This is a genomic window from Tenacibaculum dicentrarchi, assembly GCF_964036635.1.
GTDB classification, from domain to species: Bacteria; Bacteroidota; Bacteroidia; order Flavobacteriales; family Flavobacteriaceae; genus Polaribacter; species Polaribacter dicentrarchi.
In genome coordinates, this window is record NZ_OZ038524.1 from 1,705,270 (window position 1) to 1,723,934 (window position 18,665).

Annotated in this window: 14 protein-coding genes; all 14 read left to right on the top strand. The window is 28.4% G+C overall.

Going from position 1 to position 18,665, the window contains the following annotated elements; translation table 11 throughout:
- Positions 1–215: 215 nt before the first annotated feature.
- A complete protein-coding gene (locus ABNT14_RS07405; protein ID WP_101902716.1) occupies positions 216–1,193 on the top strand; it encodes a DUF3644 domain-containing protein in 978 nt (325 codons plus the stop codon).
- Positions 1,194–1,353: 160 nt separating this feature from the next.
- Positions 1,354–2,955 (top strand): DUF4041 domain-containing protein, encoded by a 1,602-nt coding sequence (locus tag ABNT14_RS07410; RefSeq protein ID WP_101902717.1) that lies wholly within the window; start codon positions 1,354–1,356, stop codon positions 2,953–2,955.
- 665 nt (positions 2,956–3,620) lie between these two features.
- On the top strand, positions 3,621–4,196 hold the full coding sequence (locus tag ABNT14_RS07415) for a hypothetical protein (protein ID WP_214988126.1): 576 nt from the start codon (positions 3,621–3,623) through the stop codon (positions 4,194–4,196).
- Between the two features lie 547 nt (positions 4,197–4,743).
- On the top strand, positions 4,744–5,385 hold the full coding sequence (locus ABNT14_RS07420; protein ID WP_348719370.1) for a hypothetical protein: 642 nt from the start codon (positions 4,744–4,746) through the stop codon (positions 5,383–5,385).
- A gap of 592 nt (positions 5,386–5,977) precedes the next feature.
- The gene (locus ABNT14_RS07425) at positions 5,978–6,904 is read left to right on the top strand and encodes a hypothetical protein (RefSeq protein ID WP_145993561.1); all 927 of its coding nucleotides are present in this window, start codon (positions 5,978–5,980) and stop codon (positions 6,902–6,904) included.
- A 191-nt stretch (positions 6,905–7,095) separates the two neighbouring features.
- Positions 7,096–7,323 (top strand): hypothetical protein, encoded by a 228-nt coding sequence (locus ABNT14_RS07430; RefSeq protein WP_101902164.1) that lies wholly within the window; start codon positions 7,096–7,098, stop codon positions 7,321–7,323.
- A gap of 44 nt (positions 7,324–7,367) precedes the next feature.
- Positions 7,368–8,651, top strand: a complete 1,284-nt coding sequence (locus ABNT14_RS07435) for a hypothetical protein (protein ID WP_101902163.1) — start codon at positions 7,368–7,370, stop codon at positions 8,649–8,651.
- A gap of 889 nt (positions 8,652–9,540) precedes the next feature.
- Complete coding sequence (locus ABNT14_RS07440) at positions 9,541–10,122, top strand: Panacea domain-containing protein (RefSeq protein WP_101902162.1); 582 nt, start codon at positions 9,541–9,543, stop codon at positions 10,120–10,122.
- Entirely contained in the window at positions 10,112–10,555 is a 444-nt protein-coding gene (locus ABNT14_RS07445) for a hypothetical protein (RefSeq protein WP_101902161.1), read from the top strand. Before ABNT14_RS07440 ends, ABNT14_RS07445 begins: the two co-directional genes overlap by 11 nt.
- A gap of 1,637 nt (positions 10,556–12,192) precedes the next feature.
- Positions 12,193–12,996: a hypothetical protein gene (locus ABNT14_RS07450; protein ID WP_101902730.1), complete on the top strand. Its 804-nt coding sequence runs from the start codon at positions 12,193–12,195 to the stop codon at positions 12,994–12,996.
- A 1,052-nt stretch (positions 12,997–14,048) separates the two neighbouring features.
- Positions 14,049–14,561 carry a hypothetical protein gene (locus tag ABNT14_RS07455; protein ID WP_348719371.1) on the top strand — a complete coding sequence of 171 codons (513 nt, stop codon included), beginning with the start codon at positions 14,049–14,051 and terminating at the stop codon, positions 14,559–14,561.
- A 1,173-nt stretch (positions 14,562–15,734) separates the two neighbouring features.
- Positions 15,735–16,736 carry a TIR domain-containing protein gene (locus ABNT14_RS07460; RefSeq protein ID WP_101902800.1) on the top strand — a complete coding sequence of 334 codons (1,002 nt, stop codon included), beginning with the start codon at positions 15,735–15,737 and terminating at the stop codon, positions 16,734–16,736.
- Between the two features lie 155 nt (positions 16,737–16,891).
- The gene (locus ABNT14_RS07465; RefSeq protein WP_101902801.1) at positions 16,892–17,944 is read left to right on the top strand and encodes a ComEC/Rec2 family competence protein; all 1,053 of its coding nucleotides are present in this window, start codon (positions 16,892–16,894) and stop codon (positions 17,942–17,944) included.
- Between the two features lie 36 nt (positions 17,945–17,980).
- Entirely contained in the window at positions 17,981–18,652 is a 672-nt protein-coding gene (locus tag ABNT14_RS07470) for a hypothetical protein (RefSeq protein WP_145993578.1), read from the top strand.
- Positions 18,653–18,665 lie beyond the last annotated feature (13 nt).

Genomic DNA, 18,665 nt, shown 5'->3' on the forward strand with positions numbered 1-18,665 from the left:
CCAATTTTAGATTTTTTAGCGTAAGTTTATATGAAAATTTAGACAAGTTAAACGCCGAATAAAAACGCTGAAAAATATGTGATTTTATAACGGTATTTTAATTAAAAAAGAAAAAAACGCACGTTAACAAAGTGTATGAGCGCATATTTTCCTGGCGGAAAAATACGCCACATACACTAGGCGTTGTGCGTCATACAAAAACTCACTCAAAACAAATGAAAATTAATAAAACTTACCAAAGTTTATTAGATAAATCTATCAATTCTATGCTATCAGCAATTGAGATTTATAATAAACCTGATTTTAAATACCGTGAGGAAACATTTTCTATACTTTCAATAAATGCGTGGGAATTATTGTTCAAGGCTCGAATATTAAAACTATCAAAATACAATATGAATTCCATTTATGTAATGGAAAATAAAAAAAAGAAAAATGGTGAAAAATCTAAAGTATTAACACCAAAACTCAATAGAGCACGAAATCCAATGACCATAAGTCTTGCGGAATCAATGCTAAGATTAAGAAAACACGAGGAAAAAATAAGTTTAAATTTAGTTAAAAGTCTTTTCGCTCTTATAGAGTTAAGAGACAATTCTATACATTTTCATAACGCATCCGATATTTCTAAGGAAATTCAAGAATTAGGATTTGCTTGTATTAAAAACTATATGGAATTAATTCAATATTGGGAATCAAGAGTTGATTTATCAAAATACAATTTTTACTTAATGCCTTTAGCTTATGTTGACTCAAAAGTTGATTCAACTTCTGTTTTAACCGAAGAAGTAAAAAATTACTTAAATTTTATAAAAAAGAAAGTTTCGGAAACAGATTCATTAGATGATAAATTTAGTGTAGCTATAGGAATTGATATCAGTTTTAAAAAATCTAAAACAATCGATGGAATTGGAATGAGATATGATAAAGATGGAGTTCCTGTAAAAATCAGCGAAGAAGACATTACTTTAAAATATCCTCTTTCATATTCTGACGTTACAAATACCGCAAATAAAAAATATTCGAATTTTAAAGTAAATACAGCCTTTCATTCATTAATGAGAATTATAAAACAAGATAAAAAACTTGCACATAATCGAAAATTAGACCCGAAAAACCCAAAGTCTCAAACAAAAAATTTTTACAATTCTAATATTTGGAAAGAATTTGATAATCAATATACGAGAAAATAAGTACGAACGCACAACAACATATATAATTTATTGCTAGTGTTTATCTACTTACGAAAATCCTTAGGGATTTTCTATTCCGTTTTTATTTAATATATTTAGAACTTGAAACACGCAACAAACCATATATAAAAACGTTGGGGCTAATTAAAAAAAGAAAGAAATGACATTTTTACTTACTATTTGTATAATAATTATTATCGTTTTATTATCTAAAAATTCTTCAATAAAAAAAGAAAGAGATAATAAAGGAAAAGAAATATCTGATTTAAATGATGAATTAAAAAAAGAAAGAGATAATAAAGAAAAGGAAATATCTGATTTAAATGAAAAATTTAAAAAGGAGAAAAATAATTTTTCAGAATACCAAAAATCTACTGAATACTTAAAAAAATATGAGCCAATAAAAGATATTGATAATGAATTAAAAAAAATTTCTAATGAAATTGAGCAAAGGTTAGAAAAAACTAAAATTGAAGTTGAAGAGATTATTCAAAGTTCAAAATCAGAAGTAAATACAATAAGAAAAGAAGCAAGAGAAAAGGCAACTGAAACAAAAAATAGAGCTGAAATTATATTAGAAAATGCTCATAAAATTGCAACAAAAATTGAAAATGAAGCTAATTCAAAAGCTGAAAGTATAGCCGGAGAAGCTTGGGAAGCAAAGAATAATGCTGAACAGTATCAAAAAACTGTAAAAGCTATGAAAAATATCATTAAAGGTTATGGAGACGAATATTTAATACCTAACCATTCACTTCTAGACGATTTAGCAGAAGAATATAATCATAAAAAAGCTGGTCAAGAACTTGCACAAATTAGAACACTTATAAAGTCTATGATTAAAAATAATGAAGTTGCAGAATGTGATTATGTTGAAGTTCATAGAAAAACAACAGCAATTGAATTTGTCCTAGATGCCTTTAATGGAAAAGTTGATACTATAATGGCTAAAGTTAAATATGACAATTATGGCAAACTTCAACAATCTTTAAAAGATGCTTTTCGTCTGGTAAATCATAATGGTAAAGCCTTTAGAAATGCAAAAATTACAAATAGATATTATGAAACCGTTTTAGAACAATTAAAATTAGCAGTTACAGTTCACGAAATAAAGAAACAAGATTTACAAGAGCAAAGAGAAATACGAGAAGCTATTAGAGAAGAAGAAAAAGCAAGAAGAGATTTTGAAAAAGCTAGAAAAGAAGCTGAAAAAGAAGAAAAAATGCTTGAAAAAGCAAGGAAAGAAATTGAGGCAAAATTACTAAAAGTTGCTGACGAAGATAGAGCTAAATTTGAGCAAGAACTAGAAAATATTAAGCAAAAACTATTTATAGCAGAAGAGAAAGGACAAAGAGCAATGTCAATGGCTCAACAAACAAAAAGAGGACACGTTTACATAATTTCTAATGTTGGTTCATTTGGAGAAAACGTATATAAAATTGGACTAACAAGAAGGTTAGAACCTTTAGACAGAGTTAAAGAATTAGGAGATGCTTCTGTTCCATTTACATTTGACGTTCACGCAATGATTCATTCAGAAGATGCTCCGAAATTAGAAAAAGAATTACATAGAACTTTCGATTCTGAAAGAGTAAATAAAGTAAATTACAGAAAGGAATTTTTCGCTATGCCAATTAGTGAAATCAAGGCTAAAGTCGATACATTTAAATTAGAAACACATTGGACAATGAAATCAGAAGCTTTGGAATACAGAGAGAGTTTAGAAATGAAGAAAAGACTGCTAGAAAAAACAAATAACTAGCCCCAACAACGTATATAATTTATTGCTAGTACTAGCCTACTTACGAAAATCCTTAGGGATTTTCTATTCCGTTTTTATTTACTAAATTTAGTGCTTTAAAAACGCAACAAACCATATACAAACCGTTAGCTTTCATTAACAAAAAATACGCAAAAATTGAAAAAATAAAGCGGTTTAAAAAAGTAGAATCCTGATAAATATTACGCAATTAGAAATGGAATCGTAAAGCTGTAAATTTTGACAAATATTACGCAAGAATTTGTTTGTAATTATGAAATGAAAACGGCGGACTTTTAGCCTGTTTATGCAATCGGAAATGAAAAACTATAGGATTCTGACAAATATTACGCAAGAATCCGTCTGTAATTCTGAAATGAAAACGGCGGACTTTTAGCCTGTTTATGCAATCAGAAATGAAAATTTAGACAAGTTAAACGCCGAATAAAAATGCTGAAAATATGTGATTTTATAACAGTATTTTAATTGTAAAAAAATAACGAAAAGCTAACAAAATATATAAAAAATGCTTAATTTAGTCATAATACAAAAGTCAGTGCCGTTTTGCTACATCTGATTTTCCTGCGGAAAATCCTCGTACACAAAACAGCACTTTTCATATACAAACCGTTGTAACACATTAATAAAAAACACCCTGAATTAAAGATATGAACAAGACATTAACATTCCTTTTTTCTTTAATAATTTTAAGTTCCTGCCAAGAGAAAAAAAATTTTGAGAACAAGGATGAATTATGTAAAATAATTGTTGGAATTATTGAAAGTGACCAAAAATATCGCGGATTACCTGAAATGGAAGACCCTTTTTTTAGTGTTTTAGATTCTTTGAGAAAAGTAAATAATATTGAAGTGAAAGACTATGCTAATTTAAGTAGAGAGCAACAATTAGAATGGGGGAAAAAAGCAAGAGAAATATCTGATAAAATATCTCAAACGAGTAAACACAAGCAAGATTCGTTAATGAGATTACAAATCGAAATTGATAACCATAATACGGAATTATTGATTGACATAGTTAAAGAAAAGGGTTGGATAACAGAAAACACTCTTGAATGTAAAGAAAATGTTTCAACTTGGATTATTTTTAGACATTCACAAACTAAATATTGGACAGAAATAAGAGAAATCATAGAAAAAGAAAAAGCTAAAAAGAGAATTAATGATTTTGAATATGAGATGATAGACAACCATATCAAAGGAAGACCTACGATTAAAAGAAAATAATAATTTGCAAAAATAACGTGTTACAACAATGGCTATAATTCATTGTGGCATTTGAACAAAATTTGATATTTTTACAATCCAATCGGCTGATTTCATAAGCGGAAAAATCTCCGATATTTTCCACAACGAAATCATAGCCGAGACCGTTAACCTGCATTAAGCCAAATTACACGGAATATTAACGGAATTAAGCGTTTTCGAAAAGTAAAATCCTGACAAAGATTACGTGAATCTGTTTGTAATGAAAATAGCGGACTTTCTAGCTCGTTTGCGCAATAGAAACGGAATCGTAAAACAGCAGATTTTAAAAAATATTACGTAAGATTTTACTTATAATTCCGAAATGAAAATGGCGGACTTTTTAGCTCGTTTACGCAATCGAAAATAAAAATGAAAAAATGTTCGGAATATTCCCGATTTTAGATTTTTTCACGTAAGTTTATATGAAAATTTAGACAAGTTAAACGCCGAATAAAAACGCTGAAAAATGTATGATTTTATAACGGTATTTTAATTAAAAAAGAAAAAACGCACGTTAACAAAGTGTATGAGCGCATATTTTCCTGGCGGAAAAATACGCCACATACACATGGCGTTGGGTACAATTATGAAAAACAACATTTTCCACAACAAAAAATTTGAAATAAATGGAATTTATGTACCTGAATTTAAATTAAAAAGCGGAAACCTAATTAGAATTTATATTCCAAATTTCAATTTTGAAAACTTACCTTTAGGTTTTGACTTGACTATCGAATTAATAAAACGATTCCAAAATCAAAAGACTGATTTTCCTTGGGCAAAAAACTACCGACAAAATAGTCTTATAGAGTTTTTAAGTCCTTTGACTGTAAATAAATACTTGATTAATAAAATGTCTATTGACAAATTGACCGCAAAAATAATCGCAGAGGAAATCGGAATTAGTTTAAATGAAAAATTTGAATATTTAAGTTTCAAAAACAAAAAAGCACTAATTATAAAAGCCTATTTTGAAAAAAACGATTATATTCTTTTAGATTATTATGGAGTCGATGCAATGGGAATTAAGTTTTTAGAGAATTTAATTAATTCTGAAATAGAAAAAGGAAAATCTGCGATTGCTTTTGACAATTTACAATACGCAAATAAAAAAGAACCTTATGAAAATATTAAAGCGATAAAAATAACTGTACCCAACAACGTATAAAAATAATGCTTAATTTAGTGCTTAATTAAAAACCTGTGCACTTTTGTTACGTCTGATTTTCCTTCGGAAAATCCTCGCACACAAAACCGCACTATTATTATACAAAACCGTTAACCTGCATTAAGCCAAATTACACGGAATATTAACGTAATTAAGCGTTTTCTAAAAGTAAAATTCTGACAAAGATTACGTGAATCTGTTTGTAATGAGAATAGCGGACTTTCTAGCTCCTTTGCGCAATAGAAACGGAATCGTAAAACAGCAGATTTTGAAAAATATTACGTAAGATTTTACTTATAATTCCGAAATGAAAATGGCGGACTTTTTAGCTCGTTTACGCAATCGAAAATAAAAATGAAAAAATGTTCGGAATATTCCCGATGTTAGATTTTTTAGCGTAAGTTTATATGAAAATTTAGACAAGTTAAATGCCGAATAAAAACGCTGAAAAATATGTGATTTTATAACGGTATTTTAATTAAAAAAGAAAAAAACGCACGTTAACAAAGTGTATGAGCGCATATTTTCCTGGCGGAAAAATACGCCACATACACATGGCGTTGGCATTCATACAAATAAACATTCACTAAAAATGACATTTTACATAATAATCGGAGTAGTTTTATTTTTTATAATAATGTATTTCATCGGAGATAAAGATGAAAAAAAGAAAAATAACTCATCTGCCAAAGCTGAAAAAAAAGTATCAAAAAAGAGAATTAATTCTTCAAAAAAAGAAATAAATTCCTCTAAATGGGAAATAGTTTACAGAAATTCCGAAAGATGGAATGAACTTGGATTTCAAAGCGGAGAATTATTTCCAGGTTACGGAAAATTATTTGAGAGAGAATTTGAAGTTTGGTATTCTGATGTTGGTTCAAAAGAAAAAAAGGATATTCAAAAATTTAATGATAAATTCCCTCTGAATTATACGCCAAATAATAGTTCTGAAATTACTGGAGAAAATGTTCATTTAGAAAGACTTGAAAAAACAAAAGGGTATGAAGCTCTTTTTTCTGGTTTAGATAATAAAAATAGAAAAAGATGGTATTTCGCACTTGTAAATACAATTCCTACTTGGATTGAAGTTGAAAGAGAAATTGAAAAAGAAGATATTGAAAGCGAATATATTCCTGAACCTATTGAAATTCCTGAAGGTTGGGAATTAGTTAGAAGAAAAACAACAAAATGGAAAGAATTAGGATTTGGAGACAATGAATTATTTCCGGGTTATGGTAAAATATACGAAAGGGAATTTTCAGTTTGGTACAATGAAATTGGTTCTAAAGAAAAAAATATACAACCCGATTTCACAGATAAAGCGACAATTAATTTAAAGAAAGTAATTTATTCTAACATAGCAGAATTGAATAATAAAAATCTTGAATTTAATTATTTGGAGAAAAAACAAGGATTTAAAATGTTACTTACAACAGTCGACAAAAAAGAAAGGAAAAGATGGTATTTTGGATTAAAAGAAACTGAACCAACTTATATATTTACAGAAAGTGCTGAATAAGTACGAAATGCCAACACCGTATATAATTTATTGCTGGCTTTTTGCTTACTTACGAAAGTCCTCGTGGACTTTCTTGGTCGGTAATTATTTACTAAATTAATTGCTTGAAACACGCAACAAACCATATACAAACACGTTAGCAATAATTAAAAACGAGCATCGTAACAACAAAAAAACAAGTAAAATAAAATATGGGATTTTTAGATGATTTAATGAAAAGTGCGAATAAAATGATTGACGAAATGGACTCTGGTTCTGATAATAGTAGAGGACAATCCTTTCTTGAAAAATTTTGGGACAAAAGAAATGAATTACAAGATGCAAAAGATAGTAGTTACGGAGATGAAAAAAGTAGCATCAGTAAACTTCTTGATTTGTTTAATAGAAAAGGAAAAGATAATGATATGGAACCTTGGTAGAAATTGAATGAAAAAAATATTATTAATCAACTTAACAGAAATGAATGAAAAATTGGATTAGGAAATTATTTGGACTTGACGAAATAAGCGAAATTATTATAAAAAATAATGCCAAAACTCTGGAACAATTCAATCATTTAAACAATCGAATTAGTTTAGTTACAAATTCAGACAACACACCAATTCAAGACGAAACAGTTAATATCATTAATGGTTTTAAAATCAAAAATGGATTAACCGAAATAAAGTTTGATGCTATTGATGAAAAACAATTTATAAATAGTTTACCAAAGATATACTTGAACAAAGAAAGTCAAGAAACGATTTCAGGAACATTATCAAATATTGTTGGTGGTGCAACAAATACGGCAATTACTACATCTGCAACTTATGGACTTTTCAAAGCTACAGCAGACCCAAGTACTTTAATGAAACTTTCAAGTGGCGGAGTTGCATCTGCTGTAACTGAAGGTGGAAAAATAACACAACAAGCTGGTTTTATTCAACAAGGTAGCACAATGTTTACACCAATGGTAGCATTTCAAATTGCATCAATTGCTACTGGTCAATATTATATGGATAATATTGCCAAACAATTAAATTCTGTACAAGAAAAATTAGACGAACTTTTAAACTTATTTCATATAGAAAGACAAGCTAAACTAATTAAGTCTTTTAAGTTTCTAACTGAATATTTAAACAAAAAAAACTTTGTAATTGAGGATTTTGTTTTACTCAAATCTATAATTTCAGAACTTACTAATGTTAGAGAGGAATATTTTTTAATGTTAGAAGATTCTGTTAGTGAAATAAAGAAAAATAACGAATATACTTCTGTCAATTCACTCAAAGAAGCTAAAAAGAAAGAAAAAGATTTTGAAAAAACAGGGTTTATATTTAAAATGAAAACTTCATTAATCGCTGATGAATTATTTCATTTAGCGAAATTAACAGAATTCCATATGAATTTATGTTATAAAAATCCTGATATAAATAGAATAAATCTCATAAGCGACCAACTAAAATCAATAACAGAATTTAATTCAGATAACATTTCATTCCATAAAACAAAAACCCTGTATAATGAAATTAGAAAAGAAACTTTAGGTTGGTTAGATACTGCAAAGGATAAAACTTGGTTTAATACAAATGAAATAACTGAAATCAAGAAAAATCTTGACAAACAATTTAAAACATTTGCAACAGAAAGAAACAAGAAAATTAAATCAATAACTTCAACATATGAAAATGTGATTGAACCTTTCAAAGAAAATAAAACGATAATAATCGACAATAGAAATGGGAATTCCGAATTATATATGGAATAATAACTATTGCTAACACCGTATATAATTTATTGCTAGTTCTAGCCTACTTACGAAAATCCTCGCGGATTTTCTATTCGGTTTTTATTTGCTAAATTACGTGCTTAACCACGCAACAAACCATATACAAACACGTTAGCTTTCATTAACAAAAAAATGCGTGAAATTGGAAAAATAAAGCGGTTTAAAAAAGTAGAATCCTGATAAATATTACGCAATTAGAAATGGAATTTTAACGCAGAAGATTTTGAAAAATATTACGTAAGAATCTGTCCGCAATTATGAAATAGAAACGGCAGACTTTAGCCTGTTTATGCAATCGGAAATGAAAAACTGTGGGATTCTGACAAATATTACGCAAGAATCTGTCTGTAATTCTGAAATGAAAATGGCGGACTTTTAGCCTGTTTGCGAAATTAGGAATAAAAATTTAGACAAGTTAAACACCGAATAAAAACGCTGAAAAATATGTGGTTTTATATCGGTATTTTAATTGTAAAAAAGGAAAAATAAACGAAAAGCTAACAAAATATATAATTTATTGCTAGTGCTCGCCTACTTACGAAAATCCTTAGGGGATTTTCTATTTCGTTTTTATTTACTAAATTAGTTGCTCGAAAAACACAACAAACCATATATAAACCGTTGCCAATAATACTTTGGAAACGTTATTTTTAATATAAATTATTACTAAAAGTCTTTATTTTTTGCCACTGATTTTTTAGCTCGTTTTCGGAATTAATATACGAAATATTAATTTTATTCATTTAATTTTTGTAAGTTTAGTGTTGTTAATGAGTTATGTTTATAAATTGTACAATGATTAAAAATTTATCGTACATTTGCACGCTTTAAATAGAAAAGAATATTATTTATTTAAATAAAATAAAAAATGAGTTATACTAAATCAGAAATAGATAAAATAGGAAATACTATTATTTATCTTCAAGAAAAAATAGGAGATAGTATATCTAAAACAAAAACTATAAAATTACTTTATTTTTTAGAAGAATTCTCTATTAAAAAATATGGAAGACCTTTTTTAGGTTTAGAATGGGAAGTATGGCATTTAGGCCCTGTTTCAGAAGATTTATATGCTGAAATAAACGAACCATATATATTGAATGAACACATCAAACATTCTCATATAAATGGATTAGATGGTTGTTTTATTGAACCAAAACATAATTTTGTTGATGACGAATTTTCTGATTCTGACATCCAATTAATGGACACTTTAATTGAAAATCTTGGTCATTTTAACGCTACAGAGTTAATTAACCAAACGCATTTACCACACACTTTGTGGTATAAAGTAGCAAAAGAAAATAATTTATTAGAAAGTTTTGAGAATAAATCAAGAAGAACAACTGATTTCAAAATTAATTTAAATGAATTACTTTCAGAAGACAAACAAGAAATGTATAATATCTACATAGAATCAAAAGAGATTAGTAGGACTTATGCAATGTAATCCTTTTGAAATATTATATTTTCCAAATTTCATTTTTAAAAATGGTGCTAAACCAAAAGCAAAGTTTTTTATTACTTTAAAAAACGTTGATAATGAAATTATGGTTGTAAGCTTGCCTTCATCTCAAGACTTTGTTCCTGACAGTATAAAAGTAGAAGGATGTATAGAATGTCCTGACAGATTTATAAGTTGTTTTTGTTTTTACAAAGACAAAGTAATATGTAATGATACTTCATTTAAGTTTTTGAAAGACACTTTTATCTATGCGAATTATATTGACACTTATAGTTTGTCTAAATTATCAGAACATTATCCAGTAAAAGGTATTGACTACATAATTAAAGGAACTATATCAGAACCTTATAAAACTAACTTAGTTAATTGTTTAAAAAATAGTCACGACTTAAAAAGAAAGATTAAAAAAATTCTCTAGAAAGTAATTTTACCCACGCTTAAAAAAAATAAAAAGTTTCGTAATGTCAATGAACTTTTGTAATTGGCAAACGTACTATTGGCAACACCGTATATACTTTATAGCTTTTTTAGTGCTTATTTACGAAAATACTCGCCTACCTTTAATCTGGGTTTTATTTACTATTTTAGTGATTTAGAAACGCTACAAAGCATATACAAAAACGTTAACCTGCATTAAGCCAAATTACACGGAATATTAACGGAATTAAGCGTTTTCGAAAAGTAAAATCCTGACAAAGATTACGTGAATCTGTTTGTAATGAAAATAGCCGACTTTCTAGCTCCTTTGCGCAATAGAAACGGAATCGTAAAACAGCAGATTTTGACAAATATTACGTAAGATTTTGCTTATAATTCCGAAATGAAAATGGCGGACTTTTTAGCTCGTTTACGCAATAGAAAATAAAAATGAAAAAATGTTCGGAATATTCCCAATTTTAGATTTTTTAGCGTAAGTTTATATCAAAATTTATACAAGTTAAACGCCGAATAAAAACGCTGAAAAATATGTGATTTTATAACGGTATTTTAATTAAAAAAGAAAAAACGCACGTTAACAAAGTGTATGAGCGCATATTTTCCTGGCGGAAAAATACGCCACATACACATGGCGTTAGCTTTCATTAACAAAAAAAATGCGTGAAATTGGAAAAATAAAGCGTTTTCCTAAAGTAGAATCCTGATAAATATTACGCAATTAGAAATGGAATTTTAACACAGAAGATTTTGAAAAATATTACGCAAGAATCTGTCTGTAATTCTGAAATGGAAACGGCAGACTTTAGCCTGTTTATACAATCGGAAATGAAAAACTGTGGGATTCTGACAAATATTACGCAAGAATCTGTCTGTAATTCTGAAATAAAAATGGCGGACTTTTAGCCTGTTTACGAAATTAGGAATGAAAATTTAGACAAGTTAAACGCCGAATAAAAATGCTGAAAAATATGTAGTTTTATATCGGTATTTTAATTGTAAAAAAGGAAAAATAAACGAAAAGCTAACAAAATATATAATTTATTGCTAGTGCTCGCCTACCTACGAAAATCCTTAGGGGATTTTCTATTTCGTTTTTATTTACTAAATTAGTTGCTCGAAAAACACAACAAACCATATATAAACCGTTAACCTGCATTAAGCCAAATTACACGGAATATTAACGGAATTAAGCGTTTTCGAAAAGTAAAATCCTGACAAAGATTACGTGAATCTGTTTGTAATGAAAATAGCCGACTTTCTAGCTCGTTTGCGCAATAGAAACGGAATCGTAAAACAGCAGATTTTGACAAATATCACGTAAGATTTTGCTTATAATTCCGAAATGAAAATGGCGGAATTTTTAGCTCGTTTACGCAATCGAAAATAAAAATGAAAAAATGTTCGGAATATTCCCGATTTTAGATTTTTTCACGTAAGTTTATATGAAAATTTAGACAAGTTAAACGCCGAATAAAAACGCTGAAAAATATGTGATTTTATAACGGTATTTTAATTAAAAAAGAAAAAACGCACGTTAACAAAGTGTATGAGCGCATATTTTCCTGGCGGAAAAATACGCCACATACACTAGGCGTTGTAAATAATTTAAAAAAAAATATGAAAAAATTATTATTAATAATTGTAGTAACAATATTAAGTTGTAAAAGCGAGATAAAATCTCAAACAAGTGATGAAAAAGAAACCAAAAAAAATGAAATAAAAGTTGATACCGATAAATTAGATTTAACTAATAAATTAGAAAAATATTTTCTGCAAGACGGTCTTGATAAAAGGAACTCTTTTTTGAACAATGTACTTACTAAAATAGATAAAGAAACAAACAAAAAAGAAAAAAATGCACTTAATTACAACAATAGATATGGAAATACAGTAGAAAGCGAAAAAAAAATAATTAAAGCAAAAAAAGAAAGAGAAAATTTTTTACTACTTAAAAAAGAAATGAATAAGTTCTTTGAATCTAAAGACAGTAAAAAAATATTAGTTTATGATTTACAAAAATCTCCAAAAGGAGTTGTTGAGTATTTATTTTCATCTTTCCAAAAAGCAAGATTTTCAGAGTGGAAATACTTTATGGATCCATATCTTATAAAGTTTGATGAAGAAAACAAATTATTTATGATTTTTTCTTATTTACCTAAATCTACAAACTATAAATTAAACAACTCTAATAATTACAATAGTTATAGAAACACTAAATCATTGAATGAAAAGTATAAAGAGTTTAAAGCCTTAACTGAAAAAATAAATATCAATGTGAAAAATGTTAGAATAGAGAAAAATAAAGCTTTTGTATTGACTTCTATAATATCTAAAGAATCTGAACAGAAAAAACAAGAAGAAATTGTTATAGAGTTAGTAAATAGAAATGAATATTGGTTTATAACAGGAATAAGAGAATAAAAAACTATTTACAACACCATATATAATTTATTGCTAGCTTCTCGCCTACTTACGAAAGTCCTCGTGGACTTTCTTGGTTGGTAATTATTTACTAAATTATTTGCTTGAAATACGCAACAAACCATATACAAAACGTTAACCTGCATTAAGCCAAATTACACGGAATATTAACGTAATTAAGCGTTTTCGAAAAGTAAAATTCTGACAAAGATTACGTGAATCTGTTTGTAATGAAAATAGCCGACTTTCTAGCTCCTTTGCGCAATAGAAACGGAATCGTAAAACAGTAGATTTTGACAAATATCACGTAAGATTTTGCTTATAATTCCGAAATGAAACCGTAGATTTTTTAGCTCGTTTACGCAATCGAAAATAAAAATGAAAAAATGTTCGGAATATTCCCGATTTTAGATTTTTTAGCGTAAGTTTATATGAAAATTTAGACAAGTTAAACGCCGAATAAAAACGCTGAAAAATGTGTGATTTTATAACGGTATTTTAATTAAAAAAGAAAAAACGCACGTTAACAAAGTGTATGAGCGCATATTTTCCTGGCGGAAAAATACGCAACATACACTAGGCGTTAACCTGCATTAAGCCAAATTACACAGAATATTAACGTAATTAAGCGTTTTCGAAAAGTAAAATCCTGACAAAGATTACGTGAATCTGTTTGTAATGAAAATAGCGGACTTTCTAGCTCGTTTACGCAATAGAAACGGAATCGTAAAACAGTAGATTTTGACAAATATCACGTAAGAATTTGTCTATAATTCCGAAATGAAAATGGCGGACTTTTTAGCTCGTTTACGCAATAGAAAATAAAAAAATGTTCGGAATATTGCCGATTTTAGATTTTTTCACGTAAGTTTATATCAAAATTTAGACAAGTTAAACGCCCAATAAAAACGCTGAAAAATATGTGATTTTATAACGGTATTTTAATTAAAAAAGAAAAAACGCACGTTAACAAAGTGTATGAGCGCATATTTTCCTGGCGGAAAAATACGCCACATACACATGGCGTTGTAAAACATTTGAAACCAATAAAAATGAAGAAAATAATATTGTTTACATTGATACTTCTAATTATCAATTCTTGTTGTAACGGAGACGAAGACGTAAGTATAAATACTATCGAATCTGTTCGTGGATTTATATATTCTTATGATGAAAACGGAATATATCCTTATTTAGATGAATTTAATCCAAATGAATTAGGGATTGGAGTTTCTGCGGACTCAATAACAAACAGAATGGAAATGGGAGATGGTTGCGGACGAACTGATGTTATATATACAAATCAAATAGATTCACTAAATATAATCACAATTTATGATTTCAACGACAACTATCCTGCTGGTAGTAATGTGAATGAATTACTTTTGGGACAAGATGGACTTGGTGGAACATATTCAACCGAAATAAATAATAATTCTTCAATATCTCATACCTATAAATTTTCAGCAGTTCCCGAAAACGATTCTTTACAATTTGCAATATCTGGAAGAATAACTAATAAAGATAATTTCACAAATTTGACAGATTTAATAATAATCGATTAAAAGATAATGAATAAAAAACATTTTACAACACCATGTATAATTAATTGCTGGTTTTAGCTAATTTACGAAAATCCTCGCGGACTTTCTATCTGTGATTTATTTACTAACTTTAGTGCTTGAAACACGCAACTAATCATACACAAACACGTTAACCTGCATTAAGCCAAATTACACGGAATATTAACGGAATTAAGCGTTTTCGAAAAGTAAAATCCTGACAAAGATTACGTGAATCTGTTTGTAATGAAAATAGCCGACTTTTTAGCTCGTTTACGCAATCGAAAATAAAAATGAAAAAATGTTCGGAATATCCCCGATTTTAGATTTTTTAGCGTAAGTTTATATGAAAATTTAGACAAGTTAAACGCCGAATAAAAACGCTGAAAAATGTGTGATTTTATAACGGTATTTTAATTAAAAAAGAAAAAACGCACGTTAACAAAGTGTATGAGCGCATATTTTCCTGGCGGAAAAATACGCCACATACACATGGCGTTAGCTTTCATTAACAAAAAAAATGCGTGAAATTGGAAAAATAAAGCGTTTTCCTAAAGTAGAATCCTGATAAATATTACGCAATTAGAAATGGAATTTTAACGCAGAAGATTTTGAAAAATATTACGTAAGAATCTGTCCGCAATTATGAAATAGAAACGGTGGAATTTTATCCTGTTTATGCAATCGGAAATGAAAAACTGTGGGATTCTGACAAATATTACGCAAGAATCTGTCTGTAATTCTGAAATGAAAATGGCGGACTTTTAGCTTGTTTGCGAAATTATGAATGAAAATTTAGACAAGTTAAACGCCGAATAAAAACGCTGAAAAATATGTGGTTTTATATCGGTATTTTAATTGTAAAAAAGGAAAAATAAACGAAAAGCTAACAAAATATATAATTTATTGCTAGTGCTCGCCTACCTACGAAAATCCTTAGGGGATTTTCTATTTCGTTTTTATTTACTAAATTAGTTGCTCGAAAAACGCAACAAACCATATATAAACCGTTAGAGTGCATTAAAACGCACAATAACAACGGTTATAAAAAATATGTGTTTTTAGTCACATAAGAAAGTCCATTGTTTACTATGTGTTTAGTGTTTATTTATTAGCTTAGTCACTTAACAGTCACATAAATTTCATACCCAAAACGTTAGCTGTTATACAAGAAATATGAACAATAAAGTAAGTATATTTTACTCTTGGCAGAGTGACTGCCCTTCAGATACTAATCAAAAAGCCATTAGTATTTGCATTGAAGAAGCTAAACTCAAAATAAAAAAAGACAACAATGAAATTGATATTTCAATTGATGAAGCTATAAGAAACAAATCAGGTAGCCCTGAAATACCTAAAACAATAATTGAGAAAATAGAAAAATCAGATATTTTTATTTGTGACCTTACAACGATAAATAGTAGTTGCAATTGTAATAACCGTAAATCTCCTAATCCAAATGTTGTTTTCGAGTTAGGATATGCTGTGTCTATGTTAGGATGGGAGAGAATTATTATGGTATTCAATAAAAAATATGGTAACTTTAAAGATGAATTACCATTTGATTTAGAAAAAAGAAGAGTTTCAGAATTTAAAATTGATGATAAAAATGATAAATCTGGAAAAGGGAATTTAACATCTATACTCAAAACAGGAATTGAATCGATTATTAATTTAAACCCTTCAAAACCATACAAGATTGAAAATAATAGCGTAAAAAGAGATAGAGACATTGTTATTCTCAATCAATTTTTATCTTCAATACACATAGAAACAATTGATATTTTTATTCAGAATTTACCCACTATGATTAAAAACGATATGTTCTTCTATTTTGATTTGGTAAGAAAATTATTTGAAAGTAGTAACTTCTTTATTTATGATGATGACCTAAAAATAAAATTATATAATTTTTATAAAAATTGGATTTCAATCATCCGATATGACAATTTATTTACTTCAAATAATTTTAATAAAGACTTGATATTGAATTTAAAATTTGATGTTTTTGAAAAAAAACAAGACGAATTAGATTTTAAAAAGATGACAGTTAAGTCTTCAGAAATTAATGTAACATTTAAAGAACTTCTTGATTACATCAAAAAAAATTATTTAATAGTTGACATTGAAAAAAACAGTGAATTAGCTAAAGGAAAATTTATAAAATACAACAGCTAACACCGTGTATAATTAATTGCTAGTTTTAGCTCACTTTGGAAATTCCTTCGGAATTTCTGCCGTTCGTGTTTTATTTAGTAAATTAGTTGCTTAAATAACGCAACAAATCATACACAAACCGTTGTGGTGCATTACAAAAAAACGATATGAAATAAATGAATAGTTTAGAAATAGATTTTTTACCTGTCGGAAATGGAGAAAAGAGCGGAGATGCTATTGCTTTTAGGTATGGTAATTTTTCCAATCCATCGGAACAGAAAGTTATTATAATTGATGGAGGCACAAAAGAATCAGGAAAAGAGTTATGTAAGCTTATAAAAGAAACATACAAGACATACATAATTGATATAGTTATTTGTACTCATCCGGATGGTGACCACGCATCTGGCTTAAGAGAAGTTCTTGGTGATGAAGAATTAACAATTAAATCCTTAATAATACATAAGCCTTGGGAACACTCTAAAGAGATTAAAGATTTATTTCACGATGGACGGATTACATCAAATAGTTTATCTGAAAGGCTTAAAGAAGCTTATAATTTCGCTTACGAGTGTGTAGAGATTGCAGAACGTAGAGGAATTAAAATATACGAACCATTTAGTGGTTTATCATATGATAATAAAATCATTAGAGTTCTTGGTCCAGATAAGAATTATTATTTATCATTACTTCCAGATTTTGCAAAAAGTCCTAAAGCTAAAGAAACAAGTCTTCAAAAGTCATTTAGTGCTGTAAAAGAAGCTGTCAATTGGGTTAGAGAATCAATGCAAATAGAGACTTTAAGTGAAGATGGTGAAACTTCTGCAGAAAATAATTCTAGTGCTGTTGTTCTTCTTGAACTGGACGGAGATAAATATTTATTTACTGGAGATACTGGAATTCCAGCTCTGAAAAGAATTATTGACTACTGCAATAATAAAGGAATTGATATTTCAAATGTGAAATTTATGCAAGTACCTCACCACGGAAGTAAAAGGAACATTTCACCTAGTATTCTAAATTCTATAAAATGTAAAACTGCATATGTATCAGCTTCTAAAGATGCTCCTAAACACCCTGCAAAAAAAGTGATTAATGCTTATATTAGAAGAGGTGCAAAAGTCTACACAACTGAGGGAACTGGACTAAATCATCATATAAATACTAATACTAGAATTGGATGGTCATCAGCAACACCAAAACCATTCTCTGAAAACGTTGAAGATTAAATGAATATTTATAACTTAAAAGCTCGTATCTATCCAGTGATATTATCACTACTACCTATTATAATTATTGGAACATTATTCTCGATTCAGTTCCAATCCTATTATCAGTCATTAGGTAGCCTTGGATTAACAACTATTCTATTTTTTCTGTTTTCTCAGGTTGGACGAGATAGAGGAAAAAAGATAGAAATTGATTTATGGTCTGAATGGGGTGGCGCTCCAACAACTCAAATTTTTCGTTTTTCAGATAATACCATTAATTCAATAACAAAAAGAAAGTATCATCAAACTATGTGTGAGCTAATTCCAAACGAAATAACACCATCCGCATCAGAAGAAGAGAATTCTACAGGATTATTTGATGAAGTATACCAATCGTGGACAAAGTTTTTGATAAGTAAAACTAGAGACACAAAAAAGCACGACCTTTTATTCAACGAAAACATTAATTATGGTTTTAGAAGAAATACATTAGGGTTAAAACCTTTTTCCATTGTTGTAATTATTATTCTTTCAATTGGTATATGGACTAATAATTACATATCAAATGAAACAATTAATTATATGGATTCTTCTACTCTTATTTCTCAAATAATTCTATTGGTGTTTTTGTTATTCTGGATATTTATTGTCAATAAAAGTTGGGTGAAAATACCAGCTTTTGGATATGCCGAAAGACTACTTGAAACAGTTGATAAGATAAAATAACGCACCACAACAA

Bases quoted from the DNA above. Each gene is read 5' to 3' on its own strand.
- ABNT14_RS07405 (WP_101902716.1), top strand. From the start codon at position 216: ATGAAAATTAATAAAACTTACCAAAGTTTATTAGATAAATCTATCAAT.
- ABNT14_RS07410 (WP_101902717.1), top strand. From the start codon at position 1,354: ATGACATTTTTACTTACTATTTGTATAATAATTATTATCGTTTTATTA.
- ABNT14_RS07415 (WP_214988126.1), top strand. From the start codon at position 3,621: ATGAACAAGACATTAACATTCCTTTTTTCTTTAATAATTTTAAGTTCC.
- ABNT14_RS07420 (WP_348719370.1), top strand. From the start codon at position 4,744: ATGAGCGCATATTTTCCTGGCGGAAAAATACGCCACATACACATGGCG.
- ABNT14_RS07425 (WP_145993561.1), top strand. From the start codon at position 5,978: ATGACATTTTACATAATAATCGGAGTAGTTTTATTTTTTATAATAATG.
- ABNT14_RS07430 (WP_101902164.1), top strand. From the start codon at position 7,096: ATGGGATTTTTAGATGATTTAATGAAAAGTGCGAATAAAATGATTGAC.
- ABNT14_RS07435 (WP_101902163.1), top strand. From the start codon at position 7,368: ATGAAAAATTGGATTAGGAAATTATTTGGACTTGACGAAATAAGCGAA.
- ABNT14_RS07440 (WP_101902162.1), top strand. From the start codon at position 9,541: ATGAGTTATACTAAATCAGAAATAGATAAAATAGGAAATACTATTATT.
- ABNT14_RS07445 (WP_101902161.1), top strand. From the start codon at position 10,112: ATGCAATGTAATCCTTTTGAAATATTATATTTTCCAAATTTCATTTTT.
- ABNT14_RS07450 (WP_101902730.1), top strand. From the start codon at position 12,193: ATGAAAAAATTATTATTAATAATTGTAGTAACAATATTAAGTTGTAAA.
- ABNT14_RS07455 (WP_348719371.1), top strand. From the start codon at position 14,049: ATGAAGAAAATAATATTGTTTACATTGATACTTCTAATTATCAATTCT.
- ABNT14_RS07460 (WP_101902800.1), top strand. From the start codon at position 15,735: ATGAACAATAAAGTAAGTATATTTTACTCTTGGCAGAGTGACTGCCCT.
- ABNT14_RS07465 (WP_101902801.1), top strand. From the start codon at position 16,892: ATGAATAGTTTAGAAATAGATTTTTTACCTGTCGGAAATGGAGAAAAG.